Consider the following 15,346-nt stretch of genomic DNA (forward strand, 5'->3'; position numbering starts at 1 on the left):
CGATCAGTCCGTCGCCGCCGCCCACAGGCTGCGCACATGCCCAAGGTGCCGGGTCATGATCGCACGCACCGCCTTCTCGTCGCGCTCCAGCAGGGCGTCCAGCAGCTCCAGGTGCTCCTCGGCGGAGGCGAGCAGCCGGCCCGCCTCCACCAGCGCGGTCAGACCGTACAGACGGGAGCGTTTGCGCAGGTCGGCGACGACCTCGACCAGGTGGGCGTTGCCCGCCAGGGCGAGCAGCCCGAGGTGGAAGCGGGTGTCGGCCTCGACGTAGGCGATCAGGTCGCCCGCCACCGCGGCGGTGACGATCTCCCGGGCCGCCGGGCGCAGCGCCTCCAGGGAGACGCGGTCGGCCGTGCGGGCCAGGTCCACCACGGTGGGGATCTCGATGAGCGCCCGGATGTGCGTGTACTCGTCGAGCTGCCGGTCGGAGACGGCGGTGACCCGGAAGCCCTTGTTGGGCACGGTGTCGACCAGCCCCTCCTTGGCCAGGTCGAGCATCGCCTCCCGCACCGGCGTGGCCGAGACGCCGAACCGCGCGGCCAGCGAGGGCGCCGAGTACACCTCGCCCGGCCGCAGCTCACCCGCGACGAGCGCGGCGCGCAGGGCGTCCGCGACCCGCTCGCGGTAGCTGCTCCGCCGGCCGCCGAGCCGGGGGAGCGCGGGCATCTGGGCGCCCTGGGTGTTCTGTGCCATGTCACGCATCACCGGGGTGAGTGTAGAGGACGCTAGAGGACGAACCCCTCCGGGAACGGATCGGTCGGGTCCAGCAGGTACTGCGCGGTACCGGTGATCCAGGCGCGGCCGGTGAAGCTGGGCAGCACGGCCGGCACCCCGCCGACCTCCGCGGTCCCCAGCAGCCGGCCGGTGAAGCGGGTGCCGATGAACGACTCGTTCACGAACTCGGTGTGCAGCGGGAGTTCGCCGCGCGCGTGCAATTGCGCCATGCGCGCGCTGGTGCCCGTGCCGCACGGGGAGCGGTCGAACCAGCCGGGGTGGATGACCATGGCGTGCCGGGATTGCCGGGCCGTGGCGCCGGGTGCGTAGAGGTGGACGTGGTGACAGCCCCGGATCGAGGGATCCTCCGGATGCACCGGCTCCGCCTCCGCGTTGATCGCGTCCATCAGGGACAGACCGGCCGCGAGGATGTCGTCCTTGCGGGCGCGGTCGAAGGGCAGCCCGAAGGCGTCGAGCGGCAGGATCGCGTAGAAGTTGCCGCCGTAGGCCAGGTCGTAGGTGACGGTACGCCCGTCCGGGAGGGTGATCTCGCGGTCCAGGGCGACGGCGAACGACGGCACGTTCCGCAGCGTCACGTTCCGCGCGGCGCCGTCCTCCACCGCGACCTCGGCGATCACGACCCCCGCCGGGGTGTCGAGCCGGATCGTGGTCACCGGTTCCGTGACCTCCACCATGCCGGTCTCGACCAGCACGGTCGCCACGCCGATCGTGCCGTGCCCACACATCGGCAGGTAGCCGGAGACCTCGATGTAGACCACGCCCCAGTCGCAGTCCGGGCGGGTCGGCGGCTGAAGGATCGCGCCGCTCATCGCGGAGTGCCCGCGCGGCTCGTTCATCAGCAGCTGCTTGACGTCGTCGCGGTGTTCGCGGAACCACAGCCGCCGTTCGTTCATGGTCGCCCCCGGGACGGTGCCGATCCCGCCGGTGATCACGCGGGTCGGCATGCCCTCGGTGTGCGAGTCGACGGCGTGCAGGACGAGTCTGCTGCGCATGGTCCGGCTCCTCTCACGCCAGGCCGGCGGCGACGGCCTTCTCGGTGGCCGCGCGGACCGCGGCCTCCTGCTCGGGCAGCAGCGGCACCCGCGGCGGACGCACCGGGCCGCCGTACCGCCCGACGACGTCCATGGAGAGCTTGATCGCCTGGACGAACTCCGTCTTCGAGTCCCAGCGCAGCAGGGGGTGCAACTGCCGGTACAGGGGGAGCGCGGTGCTGAGGTCACCGGCCAGCGCGGCCCGGTACAGCTCCGCCGAGGCGCGCGGCAGCGCGTTCGGATAGCCGGCCACCCAGCCCTTGGCGCCGGCCACCGCCAGCTCCAGCAGCACGTCGTCGGCGCCGATCAACAGGTCCAGCTCCGGGGCCAGCTCGGCGATGCGGTAGGCACGGCGGACGTCACCGGAGAACTCCTTGACGGCGTGGACGAGCCCCTCGCCGTGCAGCCGGGCGAGGAGCTCGGGCACCAGGTCGACCTTGGTGTCGATCGGGTTGTTGTACGCCACCACCGGCAGGCCCGCCTTCGCGACCTCCGTGTAGTGGGCGAGGACCGACCGTTCGTCGGCGCGGTAGGCGTTGGGCGGCAGCAGCATCACCGACGCGCAGCCGGCCTCGGCCGCCCGCTCGGCCCAGCGGCGGGCCTCGGCCGCGCCGTAGGCGGCGACGCCCGGCATCACCCGCTCCCCGCCGATCGCGGCCACGGCGGTCTCCACCACCCGGGTGCGTTCCTCGGGGGTGAGCACCTGGTACTCGCCGAGCGAGCCGTTCGGCACGACGCCGTCGCAGCCGTTCGCGACGAGCCAGGCGCAGTGCTCGGCGTAGCGGTCGTGGTCGACCGAGAGGTCGGCGCGCAGGGGGAGGGCGGTGGCGACGAGGATGCCGCGCCAGGGGCGGCGGGGCTCGGGGTTGCTCATGGTGATCCCTCATTCAATGGGGTGTGACATATTACTGGGCGGTTGGGGCGGTCGGCTCGGGGTCCGGGAGGCGGACGTCAGGGTTCGGGAGGCCGGCCCCGGGTTCGGGAAGCCGGCCTCGGGTTCGGAAGCCGAGCTCGGGTTCGATCCCGGTTCCGGCAGCCGACTCGCGGGGAGCCGATCCCGGGTTCGGACCAGCCGACTCGCGGGAAGGCCGATCCCGGGTTCGGGGAGCCGGCTCGCGGTGCCCAGGCGGGCCGTCTCACTCCGTCTCCGGCAGGGCGGCCAGGACGCCGAGCGGCACCGGCCGGGCGAACGGCCGCCGTCCGGGATCGAGCGGGCAGCCGGTCAGGCCCGCCACCGCGGGCGCGCACATCCGTCCCTGGCACCAGCCCATCCCGGCCCGGGTGAGCAGCTTCACCGTGCGCAGGTCTCCCGCGCCGAGCGAGCCGACGGCCTCGCGCACCTCCCCGGCGGTGACCTCCTCGCAGCGGCACACCACCGTCTCGTCCGGGATCCGGTCCGCCCAGCCGGCCGGTGGGGCGTACACCGCGTCCAGGGCCGTCGCGAACGCGCGCAGCCGGGTGCGGGCCCGGGCGGCGGCGGCCCAGCCGCCCGGGTCGGGGGCGGTCCCGCGCAGCCGGGCGGCGGCCGAGCGTCCGGCGATGTGCCCCTCGGCGAGCGCGAGCGCCGCGCCGCCGACACCGGTGGCCTCCCCGGCGGCCCAGACGCCGGGCACATCGGTGCGCTGTTCGGCGTCGACCCGTACGGCGGTGCCGGACAGGGTGCAGCCGAGGGTCTCCGCGAGGTCGGTGTGCGGCAGCATGCCGTGGCCCACGGCCAGGGTGTCGCAGGGGATGCGCCGGGCGCTGCCGGGCCGCGGGCGTCCGTCCCGGCCGAGCGCGGCCACCGTCACCGCCTCCAGCCGGTCGGCGCCGTGCGCCGCCACGACGGTGTGCCGGGGCAGGGTGCGCACGCCGTGCCGCAGCAGCCGGGCCGCGTATCCGGCGCCCTCGGCGAGTTTGCCGGGCTGCGCGGCCAGGGCGGGCGCCCGGTGAAGCAGCGCGCCGGGACCGGCGGACTCCACCAGCGCGGCGACGCGCGCGCCGGCCGCGGCGAGCCCGGCGGCCACCGGCAGCAGCAGCGGCCCGGTCCCGGCCACCACCACCGTACGGCCGGGCAGTACGAGGCCGCCCTTGAGCATGGCCTGCGCGCCGCCCGCCGTGACGACGCCGGGCAGTGTCCAGCCGGGGAAGGGCAGCACCCGCTCGTACCCGCCGGTGGCGAGCAGGACCGCGTCGGCGCGCACGGTGACGCCGTCCTCCTGCGTCGGGCCGAGCAGGGCGTGCACGGCGAACGCCCCGGAGGGGGAGTCCCGTGCGACGCACCAGACGTGATGGTCGGTCAGGTGGGTGATCCGGCCGGCCGCGCGGTGCCGTTCCAGACCGTCCCGCAACCGCTCCCAGGTGCGCCACTGGTGGTGCAGGGCCTGCGGTCGGCGCGCGCCGAGGGCGGTGGCGGGCTGCCGGTAGAACTGTCCGCCGGCCTGGTCCGCGGCGTCGACCAGGGTCACCTGGACGCCGCGTGCGGCCGCCGCCAGCGCGGCGGCGAGCCCGGCCGGGCCCGCGCCGACGACGGCGAGGCGCGGTCGTTCAGTCATCGTCCCGGCCCGTCCCCTCCTGCGTGCGGATGTCGTCTCCCGGGCGCACCGGGACCAGGCAGGCCCGTTGGTCGGGGCGGCCGTTGACGGTGACCAGGCAGTCGAAGCACACCCCGATCCCGCAGAACACCCCGCGGGGCCGCCCGGCGCCCCGTGTGCCGCGCCATGCCGTCACGCCCGCCGCCCACAGCGCCGCCGCGACCGTCTGGCCCGGCAGTGCCTCCAGGGGCCGGCCGTCGAAGGTCACGGTGCAGGGCGGGCCCGGCCGGGCCCGGGTCAACTCCCTCGGATTCACCGGACGTCGCCTCCCTCGGTGTCGAAACGCTCCGGCCGGAACGGCGTGAGGTCCAGCTCCGGCGCCTTACCGGTGAGCGCCTGCGCGATCAACTGCCCGGTTCCGGGGGCGAGTCCGATGCCGGCGCCCTCGTGCCCGCAGGCGTGGAACAGACCGGGCACCCGCGGATCGGGTCCGATCGCCGGCAGATGGTCCGGCAGGTACGGCCGGAAGCCCGCGTACGTGCGCAGCGCGCGGACCCCCGCCAGGAAGGGGAACAGACCGATCGCCCCGGCGGCGAGCGCCCGCGTCGCGGTCAGCGACAACGACCGGTCGAAGCCGACCCGTTCCCGGGTGGAGCCGATCAGCACCGGACCGGCGGCCGTGCCCTCCACGACCGGTGAGCTGCGCAGCGCGGCCGAGTCGCTGGCGACGTCGGACACGTAGTCCGCGGCGTACACCTTGTGCCGGATCCTGCGCGGCAGCGGCTCGGTGACCAGCACGAAGCCGCGCCGGGGGAGCACCGGCAGCCGGACGCCGGCGAGCGAGGCGAGGTCCCCGCCCCAGGTGCCGGCCGCGTTCACCACCGCCGGTGCGTGGATGTCGCCCCGGTCGGTGCGGACGCCGTGGACCGCTCCCCGCGCGGTGCGCAGCACCCCGGTCACCGTACGGCCGGTGTGCAGGGCGGCGCCGGAGGCGCGGACCAGATGTGCGGCGGCCAGCGCGGGCATCACCTGGGCGTCCTGCGGGTAGTGCACGGCGCCCGCCATGCCGGGCGCCAAGTGCGGTTCCAGTTCTGCGAGTCGTTCGGCGCCGACCGGTACGGCGGTGACGCCGGCGGTCCGCTGCTCCGCGGCGAAGTCCCGCAGCGCGGCCAGGGCGCCGGGCGTCGAGGCGACCACGAGGCCGCCCTTGGGTTCGTACTCGATCGCGGCGCCCAGCTCCTCCGCGAGCCCGGCCCACAACCGGGCTGACAGCAGCGCGAGTTCGAGCTCCGGGCCCGGCTCCTTGTCGGAGACGAGCAGGTTGCCCTCGCCGGCCCCGGTGGTGCCGCCGGCCACGGGGCCGCGGTCCACCAGCCGTACGTCGAGTCCGGCGCGCGCGGCGTACAGGGCACAGGCCGCGCCCGTCATCCCGGCCCCGACGACCACGACATCGCAGGTCAGTAGCTTCGCCACGCCAGTACTATGTCACATGTTCCTCTCGGTGAGGAGTACCCGTCGCCGCCTCCGATTCCCAGGCGTGGACGCCCCCTTGACGTCGTACGGAGCCCGATCGACACTCCAGGGAGGGAATCCTAGTGAACAGGTAGGGAATCATGGCGCGCCGCGAAACGGGCACCGGCCGGACGCCGTTGCGCGCACCCCTGCTCACCTCCCGTCGCCACATCGACCTGCAGCGCGTCTGCAGCGCGATCAGCCGCCACCGCTGAGCCGGGCCGCCCCTTTCGCACCCACCGACCGGTCACGCCCGCGCCGGCGCACCCCTCCGCACACCCACCACCCGGGGAGACGCATGTCCATCACTCCGCTCGCCGCCGTCCCGTCCACCCGCGGTACCCCGCCCGTCTTCCGGGGCCGGATCGGCCGGGACGCGCGCAGCGGCCACTACGCCGTGCCCCACCGCTACCGGCTCCATCTGTCGACCGCCTGCCCCGACGGGCTGCGCCTCGCCGTCGGCCACAGCCTGCTCGGCCTGGACACCCGCTGTCCCGTCACCCTCCTGCCCGCCGTCCCGGACTGTCCCGGCGGCGGCCACGCGGCGCTCCGCCCGCTCTACGAGGCGAGCGCCCACCACTACACCGGCCCGGCGCTCGCGCCCGTGCTCAGCGACGACTGGTCCGGACGCATCGTCAGCACCCACACCCCCGACATCCTGCGCGACCTGGACAGGTTCCGGCCGGGCGGCGACGCCCGCCTGTACCCTGCCGGCCTGGAGTCCGTGATCGAGGCCGTCGAGCGGATGTGCGCCGAGGGCATCGAGGAGGCCGCGCAGCGCGCCGGACGCGCCGGTGCCGACCCGGCCGAACGGGCCGCCGCGCTCGACGCGCTGCTGGACACCCTGGGCCGGCTGGAGCGGCGGCTGAGCGGCGAGGAGTACCTGGCCGACGACCGGCTCACCGCCGCCGACATCGAGTTGTGGGTCACCCTCGTGCAGCTCGACACCGTCCACCGCTGCCACCTCGACGCCTCCGCCGTGCACCGCATCGCCGACCACCGCGCCCTGTGGGCCTACGCCCGCCGCCTGGCCGCCCACCCCGCCTTCGGCCGCCACCTCGACCTTCGAGGCATCGCCCGCCGCCACCACGGCCGCTGTCAGGGCCTGGAGGCCGCCGGGGCCGCTGTCCAGATCCTGGACTGGGCAGGCCATGCCGCGGACGCCCCGGACGCTTCGCGCAGGTGAGAGCGGGCAGCCGATGTCCACTGGGCGGACGGCCGTTGACATTCGAACGGGCAACTGCCTTACTTACGGCTCAGAACGGTCATGAGCGTCAGCGCCAAGCCCTGGCTCGCTGACCGGCAACCCTCGCACCGCGGTGGGGTGCCCCAGGTGACGACCGGACCGGACGACGTTTTCGGTAAGCGCGAGGCCCCACGGGGCCGGAACAGTGACAGGTGACGCCATGTACGCAGCTCCCAGGACGGCCGTGAGCCGCCCCCAGGGCTGCGTACCGTCGTACGCCGGTCTCCTCGTCGCCGACCGCGCCGTCGATCTGCTCCGCGTGAACAGCGCACTGTGTACCGCACCGGGCTCTGCCCGCTGTCAGGGCTGACGTCTCCCTCCCAGCCCCGCGTTCCCGCCGCACACCGTCCGTCCGGTGTGCCGTTATCCGCCCAGCCCCCGGTTCCGCGCCTGTCCGTGCGCCACCTCGTGCCGCAGTGCCGTCGTGGCCCACCTCCGCTCCCGCGCGGCCCCGGGGTGACCGACTCCGCCGGAGCCCGCCATGAGTGAACCCCCAGGCGCCGCCGTCTCCCTAGCCGAGGCGCCGGCCACCGCCGACACACCGTCAGAGCCCCAGTCGGCACAGCGGATCCAGCCGCTGCGCCGGCCCGGCCGGTGGATCGTCACCGCCGTCGTGCTCGTGCTCGTCGCGCAGATCCTGCACGGACTGGTCACGAACCCCTTCTACCAGTGGGACCGCTTCCGCTACTGGTTCCTGCGCCCCACCGTCCTCGACGGCCTCGTCGTCACCCTCGAAGTGGCCGCGCTCAGCGCCGTCCTGGGGCTCCTCGGCGGCATCCTGCTGGCACTCGCCCGGCTCTCCGGCAGTCCGGTGCTGCGCGCGGTCAGCTGGACCTACACCTGGCTGTTCCGCTCCGTACCGCTCATCGTCGTACTGATCTTCCTGTACAACTTCAGCGCCCTGTACAGGACGTTGAGCCTCGGCGTGCCCTTCGGACCCGCCTTCGTCACCTTCGACGAGTCCCGGCTGGCCACGGACATGACGATCGCCGTCATCGGCCTCAGCCTCAACGAGGCGGCGTACGCGGCGGAGGTGGTCCGCGGCGGCATCCTCTCCGTCGACCAGGGACAGCACGAGGCGGCCGCCGCGCTCGGTCTGCCCAAGGGCTACCAGTTCCGCAGGATCGTCTTCCCGCAGGCCCTCAGGTCCATCACCCCGAACTACGTGAACCAGCTCATCGGCCTCATCAAGAGCACGTCCCTGGTCTTCTACGTGTCGCTGCTCGACCTGTTCGGCGCGGTGCAGTCGATGGGCAGCACCTACCCCGGTGACGTCGTGCCGCTGCTGATGGTCGCCACCGTCTGGTACCTGATCCTCACCAGCGCCGTGTCCGTCGTCCAGTTCTACGTCGAGCGGTACTACGCCCGGGGTGCCACCCGCACCCTGCCCCCGACCCCCTTGCAGAAGGCCCGGGCCGGCCTCGCCGACCTGCGGGCCCGGCTGAGCCGGGAGGCCGCCGTATGACCACCGCGCAGACCCTCCCGAAGGCCGCCCCCGCCGCGCTCGAAGTGCACGGCGTCCACAAGTGGTACGGCTCCCACCGCGTCCTCGACGGCATCGACCTGACCGTCCGCCCCGGCGAGGTCACGGTGATCCTCGGACCGTCCGGCTCCGGCAAGTCCACGCTGCTCAGGGTCGTCAACCATCTGGAGAAGCCCGAGATCGGCCACGTCAGCGTGGGCGGCGAGCTGATCGGGGTGAAGCGGCACGGCGACCGGCTGAAGGAACTCAGCGAGCGCGCCATCCTCGCCCAGCGCAGCCGGATCGGCTTCGTCTTCCAGAACTTCAACCTCTTCCCGCACCTGACCGTCCTGGAGAACGTCGCAGCGGCCCCCGCCGCCACCGGCAGGCTGACCAGGGCGGCGGCCCAGGAACTCGCCCGCGAACTCCTCGACCGGGTCGGCCTCGGCGACAAGACCGGCGCCTACCCGCGGCAGTTGTCCGGCGGCCAGCAGCAACGCGTCGCCATCGCCCGCGCCCTCGCCCTGCGGCCCGGGATCATCCTCTTCGACGAGCCGACCTCGGCGCTCGACCCCGAACTCGTCGGCGAGGTGCTGGCCGTCATCAAGGATCTGGCCACCAGCGGCACCACGCTCGTCATCGTCACCCACGAGATCGGCTTCGCCCGCGAGGTCGCCGACCGGGTCGTCTTCATCGACGGCGGCCGGATCGTCGAACAGGGCCCGCCCGGTGAGGTGCTGGACCGGCCCCGGCACCCACGGACCCGGGAGTTCCTCGGCAAGGTGCTCTGACGGCAGCCGCCGCCCGCCCTCCACGACACCCCGCTCACCTCCCCCCATCGTTCATCTCTTTCATCACTCACCGCTCTCATCAGCGAGACAAGGACAGCCACGCCATGCCTACGCACATCTCCCGACGCGCCCTGATCCGCGGCATCACCACGGCGACCGCCGTCGCCACCCTCGCCACCGGGCTCGCCGCCTGCGGGGGCGACAGCGAGGCCGTCACCAAGACCGACACCACCGGCACGGTGACCGTGGGACGGCTGTCCAACGGGGCCGCCAAGGAGACCGCGCTGAAGGTCTCCGAGGTGAAGTCCATCAGCGCCGAACTGCCCGCCTCGGTGCGCAGGAGCGGCAAGCTCGTCATCGGCGTCGGGGCTCTGCCCTCGGGCTCCGCGCCCCTGAACTTCGTGGGCAGCGACCAGAAGACCCTCACCGGCTCCGAGCCCGACCTCGGCCGCCTGGTGGCCGCGGTCCTCGGCCTGAAGCCCGAGATCAGGAACTCCACCTGGGAGAACCTCTTCGTCGGCGTCGACAGCGGCAAGGTCGACGTGGCGTTCTCCAACGTCACCGTCACCGAGGAACGCAAGCGGAAGTACGAGTTCGCCTCCTACCGCAAGGACAACCTGGCCTTCGAGGTGCTGAGGAAGAACGCCTGGAACTTCGACGGCGACTACGAGAACCTCGCCGGCAAGACGGTCAGCGTGGGCGCCGGCACCAACCAGGAGAAGATCCTCCTGGAGTGGAAGGCCAAGCTGGCCAAGGAGGGCAAGAAGCTCACCGTCAAGTACTTCCCGGACCAGAACGCCACCAACCTGGCGCTGAGCAGCGGCAAGATCGACGCCTTCTTCGGCCCCAACCCCGCGGTCGCCTACCGCGCCCGGCAGACCGCGAACACCCCCAACGCCACCCGCAACGCGGGCACCTTCTCCGGCGCCGGCGAGACGCTCCAGGGTCTGATCGCCGCCACCGCCAAGAAGGACAGCGGACTCGCCAAGCCGCTCGCCGACGCCCTCAACCACCTGATCGAGCACGGCCAGTACGGCAAGTGGCTGGCCTCCTACGGCCTGTCCAACGAGTCCGTGGCGAAGTCCGAGGTCAACCCGCCCGGGCTGCCGCTGGACAACTCCTGACCAGACATCGATTCATCGACATGAAGTCAAGAGAGGGGATCGCTTCCGTGGCTCACCCGACCGACGTCCGCCCGGGCGCGGCCCCGCTCCTGCCCGCCGACCCCGTCCTGGACAACGCGGTCTGGGCCGCCCTCGCCGGCCCGCACGCCCATCTCGCCGACCGGTACGGCCGCGCGGCCCGCTACCGGCCGGAGACCTACGCCTTCGCGGCGCTCGCCGACCCGGCGGACCCGGCGGCCTGGGCCGACCTGCACACGCTCGTCGGTCCGGGAAACCCCGTACGGGTCAGGCCGGTCGAACGGGTTCCCGACGGCTGGGAGGTCCTCGGCGAGGGCACGGGAGTCCAGCTCGTGGACACCGCGCTGCGGGCCGCACCGGACCCGGAGGCGGTCCGCCTGACAGCCGGCGACGTCCCCGAGATCCTCGATCTGGTGGCCCGCACCCGGCCGGGCCCCTTCCTGAGCCGGACCGTCGAGATGGGCACCTACCTCGGCATCCGGCACCGGGGCAGGCTCGTCGCCATGGCGGGGGAGAGGCTGCGGCCGCCCGGCTGGACCGAGATCAGCGCCGTGTGCACCGACCCCGCCTACCGCGGCCGGGGACTGGCCACCCGGCTGGTGCGCGCGGTCGCGGCCGGCATCCGGGACCGCGGGGACACCCCGTTCCTGCACGCCGCGGCCGACAACACGACCGCTGTCCGGCTCTACGAGTCGATCGGGTTCACCCTGCGCCGCCGCTCCCGCATCGTGCAGCTGCGCAGCCCGGGAACAACCGGAGCCGGCCGGACGTTGGACGTCACGACGAGATCCGCCAGGCGGACGCCGACCCGGCCCGCCGCGCCCGACGGACGGAGGTGACGGCCGTGACCCGAGTGCCCCCGCGGGCGCGCCCGCCGCGCGCCCCGCACCCGTACCGGTCCGTCCGTCTGCACTCCCGGCCGCACATAGACCTCCAGCGCGTGTCCGCCGCGCTCTGTCGCCACTGACCTCTTCCCGGCCCTCGCCCCGGCCCGGGGCTCCTCCCGCCGCGCCCGCCCGCGGCCGACGCCGCCCGCCAGGCCGCCGCCGGCCCCGCGAGCCGGCGTCCCCGAACGGACATCAAGGAAGGCACCCACGTGTCGTCAACCCCTGCCGCACCCCTGCACCTCGCCGTCGCCCTGGACGGCACCGGATGGCACCCGGCGTCCTGGCGCGAGCCGGTCGCCCGCCCCCGCGACCTGTTCACCGCCGGCTACTGGACCGACCTGATCACCGAGGCCGAACGCGGCCTGCTCGACTTCGTCACCATCGAGGACGGCCTCGGCCCGCAGTCCTCCCGCCTCCTCGCCCCCGACGAGCGCACCGACCAGGTCCGCGGCCGGCTCGACGCGGTCCTCATCGCCTCCCGCGTCGCCCCGGTCACCCGGCACATAGGCCTGGTCCCGACCGTGGTGGCCACACACACCGAGCCCTTCCACATCTCGAAGGCGATCGCCACCCTCGACTACGTCAGCACCGGACGCGCGGGCCTGCGGGTGCGCACCGACTTCCGCCCGGACGAGGCCGCGCACTTCGGGCGGCGCACCATCCCCCGCATCGACGGCTTCGACAGCCCGGACGCGCGGGCAACCATCACCGACCTGTTCGACGAGGCCGCCGATTACGTGGAAGTGGTCCGCCGGCTCTGGGACAGCTGGGAGGACGACGCCGAGATCCGGGACGCGGCGACCGGCCGCTTCATCGACCGGGACAAGCTGCACTACATCGACTTCGAGGGCCGCTGGTTCAGCGTCAAGGGCCCGTCCATCACGCCCCGCCCGCCGCAGGGCCAGCCCCTGGTCACCGCCCTCGCCCACCAGACCGTCCCGTACCGCCTCGTGGCCCGCCAGGCCGACGTCGGCTATGTCACCCCGCACGACGCGGACCAGGCGCGGGCGATCGTCGCCGAGATCCGCGCCGAACAGCAGGCGGCGGGCCGCGCCGACGAGACGCTGCACGTCTTCGGCGACCTCGTCGTCTTCCTGGACGACAGCCCGGCCGGCGCCGAGGACCGCCGCGACCGCCTCGACACCCTCGCGGGCGAGCCCTACACCAGCGACGCCCGGATCTTCACCGGTACGGCCGCCCAACTCGCCGATCTGCTGGAGGAGTTGGCGGCGGGCGGGCTGACCGGCTTCCGGCTGCGGCCCGCGGTCGCCGGCCACGACCTGCCCCGGATCACCCGGGACCTGGTACCCGAGCTGCGGCGCCGCCGCCGCTTCCGGGACGCCTACGAGGCCGGCACCCTGCGCGGCCTCCTCGGCCTCGCCCGCCCCGCCAACCGCTACGCAGCAGCCTGAACGCCGGAGAGGACGACCGTACCGCCATGAGCAAGCCGCTGAAGCAGATCCACCTGGCCGCCCACTTCCCCGGCGTCAACAACACCACCGTGTGGAGCGACCCGGCCGCCGGCAGCCACATCGAGTTCAGCTCCTTCGCGCACTTCGCGCGGACCGCCGAACGCGCCAAGTTCGACTTCCTGTTCCTCGCCGAGGGACTCCGGCTGCGCGAGCAGGGCGGAAAGATCTACGACCTGGACGTGGTCGGCCGCCCCGACACCTTCACCGTGCTGGCCGCGCTCGCCGCCGTCACCGACCGGCTCGGCCTGACCGGCACCATCAACTCCACGTTCAACGAGCCGTACGAGGTGGCCCGGCAGTTCGCGAGCCTCGACCACCTCTCCGGCGGCCGGTCCGCCTGGAACGTGGTCACCTCCTGGGACGCCTTCACCGGCGAGAACTTCCGGCGCGGCGGCTTCCTGCCGCAGGAGGAGCGCTACTCCCGCGCCAAGGAGTTCCTCGCCACCGCACACGAACTGTTCGACTCCTGGCGCGGTGACGAGATCATCGCGGACCAGGCCACCGGCACCTTCCTCCGGGACGCCAAGGCCGGTGCCTTCGTGCACCAGGGGCAGCACTTCGACATCCACGGCCGGTTCGACGTCCCACGCTCCCCGCAGGGCCGCCCCGTCATCTTCCAGGCGGGCGACTCCGACGAGGGCCGCGAGTTCGCCGCCGCCGGCGCGGACGCGATCTTCAGTCGGTACTCCACCCTGAAGGAGGGCCAGGCCTTCTACACCGACGTCAAGTCCCGCCTCGCCGCGTACGGCCGCCGCCCCGACCAGCTCCTCATCCTCCCCGCGGCGACCTTCGTCCTCGGCGACACCGACCAGGAGGCCGCCGAACTCGCCCGCGAGGTGCGCCGGCAGCAGGTCAGCGGGGCCACCGCCATCAAGCACCTGGAGTTCGTCTGGAACCGGGACCTGTCGGCGTACGACCCGGAGGGCCCGCTGCCCGACGTGGACCCGGTGGTGAGCGAGGACCACATCTCCCGGGGCCGCGCCCAGGTACGGATGTACCGGGACCCGGTGGCCATCGCCCGCGAGTGGCGGCAGCTCGCCGAGGCCAACAGGTGGTCCATCCGCGACCTGGTCATCAACACCGGCAACCGGCAGACCTTCATCGGCTCCCCGCAGACCGTGGCGCGGACCATCAACGACTTCGTGCAGGCCGACGCCTCCGACGGCTTCATCCTCGTCCCGCACATCACACCCGGCGGGCTCGACCCGTTCGCCGACAAGGTGGTCCCGCTGCTCCAGGAACAGGGCGTCTTCCGCGCCGACTACGAGGGCACGACCCTGCGCGACCACCTGGGCCTCGCCCACCCCGACACCGGGGCCGGGGCCGGCACCCGCACCGGTGCCTCGCCCGCGCGGGCCGCGTCGTGAAGTTCCTCGCGATCACGCTGATCGTGCACCGGCCGGACCCGGTCACCGGAGTCCTTGGGCCGACGCACGAGCGGTTCCGCGAGGTGCTGGACAACGCCGTGCTGGCGGAGGAGCTGGGCTTCGACGGATTCGGCGTGGGGGAGCGGCACGAACGGCCGTTCCTCTCCTCCGCGCCGACCGTCGTGCTCAGCCATGTCGCCGCCCTCACCCGGCGCATCCGGCTCTTCACCGCCGTCACCACCCTCAGCCTGCTCGACCCGGTCCGGGCCTACGAGGACTACGCCACCCTGGACCACCTCTCCGAGGGGCGCCTCGACCTGATCATCGGCAAGGGCAACGGCACCGCGCAGCGCGCGCTGTTCCACGTCACCCCCGAGGACCAGTGGGACCGCAACGCCGAGAGCTACGAGGTGTTCCGGCGGCTGTGGCGGCAGGACCGGGTGACCGCCGACACCCGGTTCCGACCACCGCTGAAGGACGCCGAGGTGTGGCCGCGGCCGTACCAGCGACCCGTCCGCGTCTGGCACGGCAGCGCCACCAGCGAGGAGTCCGTGGACCTCGCCGCCCGCTACGGAGACCCGCTGTTCTCGGCGAACGTCACCCATCCCGTGGAGCCGTACGCCGAACTGGTCCGCCACTACCGCGAACGCTGGGAGCACTACGGCCACGACCCGGCGGCGATCGCGGTGGGCGCGGGCTCGGCCGGGCTCCTCGTCGCCCGTACCTCACAGGAGGCGCTGACGGCGTACCGCCCGGTCTTCGAGAGCAACCTGGCCTTCCAGCGGTCGGCCGGCCTGCCCGTGGTCTTCGAGACCCTGGAGGACTTCGTGGCGCGCAGCTCGGCGCTGATCGGCAGCCCCGAGCAGGTCATCGACAAGGTGCACCGCTACCACGAGCGGCTGGGGCACACCGTGCTGCACGTGACCGCGGACGCGGGCGGCCTGCCCGCCGCCCGGCACCGCGCCTCGCTGGAACTGTTCCAGTCGGCCGTCGCGCCGGCGCTGCGCCGGGACATCCCGGACCCGCCGTTCCCCTGGGCACCGGTCCTGCCCGCCGACGCGGCACGGACACCGGCGTGGGGGGGGGGGGGGGGGGGGCCCCCCCCCCCGGGGTACCAGCGCGCCCCCCCGCGGCCGCCGTCCCAGGGGTGCTGGGCGGCTGGGGGCCCGCACCCCCGACACCCCCCAC

16 protein-coding genes and 1 riboswitch are annotated in these 15,346 nt (G+C 73.7%); of the genes, 10 read left to right on the plus strand and 6 right to left on the minus strand.

The window, feature by feature from the left end; all coding sequences use genetic code 11:
- Window positions 1–3: 3 nt before the first annotated feature.
- From ACH4LD_RS10610 to ACH4LD_RS10635, 6 genes are all read right to left on the minus strand, one after another.
- Window positions 4–693: a GntR family transcriptional regulator gene (locus ACH4LD_RS10610; protein ID WP_398053853.1), complete on the minus strand. Its 690-nt coding sequence runs from the start codon at window positions 691–693 to the stop codon at window positions 4–6.
- A gap of 32 nt (window positions 694–725) precedes the next feature.
- Entirely contained in the window at window positions 726–1,727 is a 1,002-nt protein-coding gene (locus tag ACH4LD_RS10615; RefSeq protein WP_398053854.1) for a proline racemase family protein, read from the minus strand.
- Window positions 1,728–1,740: 13 nt separating this feature from the next.
- On the minus strand, window positions 1,741–2,640 hold the full coding sequence (locus ACH4LD_RS10620) for a dihydrodipicolinate synthase family protein (RefSeq protein ID WP_398053855.1): 900 nt from the start codon (window positions 2,638–2,640) through the stop codon (window positions 1,741–1,743).
- Between the two features lie 262 nt (window positions 2,641–2,902).
- A complete protein-coding gene (locus ACH4LD_RS10625) occupies window positions 2,903–4,300 on the minus strand; it encodes an FAD-dependent oxidoreductase (RefSeq protein ID WP_398053856.1) in 1,398 nt (465 codons plus the stop codon).
- A complete protein-coding gene (locus ACH4LD_RS10630) occupies window positions 4,293–4,595 on the minus strand; it encodes a (2Fe-2S)-binding protein (protein ID WP_398053857.1) in 303 nt (100 codons plus the stop codon). The genes ACH4LD_RS10625 and ACH4LD_RS10630 overlap by 8 nt, the downstream gene beginning before the upstream one ends.
- Window positions 4,592–5,752, minus strand: a complete 1,161-nt coding sequence (locus ACH4LD_RS10635; RefSeq protein WP_398053858.1) for an NAD(P)/FAD-dependent oxidoreductase — start codon at window positions 5,750–5,752, stop codon at window positions 4,592–4,594. The genes ACH4LD_RS10630 and ACH4LD_RS10635 overlap by 4 nt, the downstream gene beginning before the upstream one ends.
- Before the next feature lie 140 nt (window positions 5,753–5,892).
- On the opposite strand from ACH4LD_RS10635, the gene ACH4LD_RS10640 reads away from it, so the two are divergent.
- From ACH4LD_RS10640 to ACH4LD_RS10685, 10 genes are all read left to right on the plus strand, one after another.
- Entirely contained in the window at window positions 5,893–6,006 is a 114-nt protein-coding gene (locus tag ACH4LD_RS10640) for a putative leader peptide (protein WP_324608286.1), read from the plus strand.
- Window positions 6,007–6,089: 83 nt separating this feature from the next.
- The gene (locus ACH4LD_RS10645; RefSeq protein WP_398053859.1) at window positions 6,090–6,977 is read left to right on the plus strand and encodes a glutathione S-transferase C-terminal domain-containing protein; all 888 of its coding nucleotides are present in this window, start codon (window positions 6,090–6,092) and stop codon (window positions 6,975–6,977) included.
- 77 nt (window positions 6,978–7,054) lie between these two features.
- Window positions 7,055–7,165: riboswitch (SAM riboswitch) on the plus strand.
- A gap of 353 nt (window positions 7,166–7,518) precedes the next feature.
- Window positions 7,519–8,502, plus strand: a complete 984-nt coding sequence (locus ACH4LD_RS10650; protein ID WP_398053860.1) for an amino acid ABC transporter permease — start codon at window positions 7,519–7,521, stop codon at window positions 8,500–8,502.
- Window positions 8,499–9,290, plus strand: coding sequence for an amino acid ABC transporter ATP-binding protein (locus ACH4LD_RS10655; protein ID WP_103814185.1), 792 nt, complete (start codon window positions 8,499–8,501; stop codon window positions 9,288–9,290). Before ACH4LD_RS10650 ends, ACH4LD_RS10655 begins: the two co-directional genes overlap by 4 nt.
- Before the next feature lie 104 nt (window positions 9,291–9,394).
- Window positions 9,395–10,414: an ABC transporter substrate-binding protein gene (locus tag ACH4LD_RS10660; RefSeq protein WP_398053861.1), complete on the plus strand. Its 1,020-nt coding sequence runs from the start codon at window positions 9,395–9,397 to the stop codon at window positions 10,412–10,414.
- A gap of 47 nt (window positions 10,415–10,461) precedes the next feature.
- The gene (locus ACH4LD_RS10665; RefSeq protein ID WP_398053862.1) at window positions 10,462–11,271 is read left to right on the plus strand and encodes a GNAT family N-acetyltransferase; all 810 of its coding nucleotides are present in this window, start codon (window positions 10,462–10,464) and stop codon (window positions 11,269–11,271) included.
- Between the two features lie 14 nt (window positions 11,272–11,285).
- Window positions 11,286–11,399, plus strand: a complete 114-nt coding sequence (locus ACH4LD_RS10670) for a putative leader peptide (protein ID WP_359834900.1) — start codon at window positions 11,286–11,288, stop codon at window positions 11,397–11,399.
- 129 nt (window positions 11,400–11,528) lie between these two features.
- On the plus strand, window positions 11,529–12,731 hold the full coding sequence (locus ACH4LD_RS10675) for an LLM class flavin-dependent oxidoreductase (RefSeq protein ID WP_398053863.1): 1,203 nt from the start codon (window positions 11,529–11,531) through the stop codon (window positions 12,729–12,731).
- Window positions 12,732–12,757: 26 nt separating this feature from the next.
- Window positions 12,758–14,158 carry an NtaA/DmoA family FMN-dependent monooxygenase gene (locus ACH4LD_RS10680; RefSeq protein ID WP_398053864.1) on the plus strand — a complete coding sequence of 467 codons (1,401 nt, stop codon included), beginning with the start codon at window positions 12,758–12,760 and terminating at the stop codon, window positions 14,156–14,158.
- Window positions 14,155–15,346 (plus strand): LLM class flavin-dependent oxidoreductase (locus tag ACH4LD_RS10685; protein ID WP_398106169.1); only part of this gene is annotated, 1,192 nt, incomplete at its 3' end. The genes ACH4LD_RS10680 and ACH4LD_RS10685, both read left to right, overlap by 4 nt.

The organism is Streptomyces sp. NPDC017676, assembly GCF_044329325.1.
Taxonomy (GTDB): domain Bacteria; phylum Actinomycetota; class Actinomycetes; order Streptomycetales; family Streptomycetaceae; genus Streptomyces.

Bases quoted from the DNA above. Each gene is read 5' to 3' on its own strand.
- ACH4LD_RS10645 (WP_398053859.1), top strand. From the start codon at position 6,090: ATGTCCATCACTCCGCTCGCCGCCGTCCCGTCCACCCGCGGTACCCCG.
- ACH4LD_RS10655 (WP_103814185.1), top strand. From the start codon at position 8,499: ATGACCACCGCGCAGACCCTCCCGAAGGCCGCCCCCGCCGCGCTCGAA.
- ACH4LD_RS10660 (WP_398053861.1), top strand. From the start codon at position 9,395: ATGCCTACGCACATCTCCCGACGCGCCCTGATCCGCGGCATCACCACG.
- ACH4LD_RS10680 (WP_398053864.1), top strand. From the start codon at position 12,758: ATGAGCAAGCCGCTGAAGCAGATCCACCTGGCCGCCCACTTCCCCGGC.
- ACH4LD_RS10625 (WP_398053856.1), bottom strand. From the start codon at position 4,300: ATGACTGAACGACCGCGCCTCGCCGTCGTCGGCGCGGGCCCGGCCGGG.
- ACH4LD_RS10640 (WP_324608286.1), top strand. From the start codon at position 5,893: ATGGCGCGCCGCGAAACGGGCACCGGCCGGACGCCGTTGCGCGCACCC.
- ACH4LD_RS10620 (WP_398053855.1), bottom strand. From the start codon at position 2,640: ATGAGCAACCCCGAGCCCCGCCGCCCCTGGCGCGGCATCCTCGTCGCC.
- ACH4LD_RS10650 (WP_398053860.1), top strand. From the start codon at position 7,519: ATGAGTGAACCCCCAGGCGCCGCCGTCTCCCTAGCCGAGGCGCCGGCC.
- ACH4LD_RS10610 (WP_398053853.1), bottom strand. From the start codon at position 693: ATGGCACAGAACACCCAGGGCGCCCAGATGCCCGCGCTCCCCCGGCTC.
- ACH4LD_RS10615 (WP_398053854.1), bottom strand. From the start codon at position 1,727: ATGCGCAGCAGACTCGTCCTGCACGCCGTCGACTCGCACACCGAGGGC.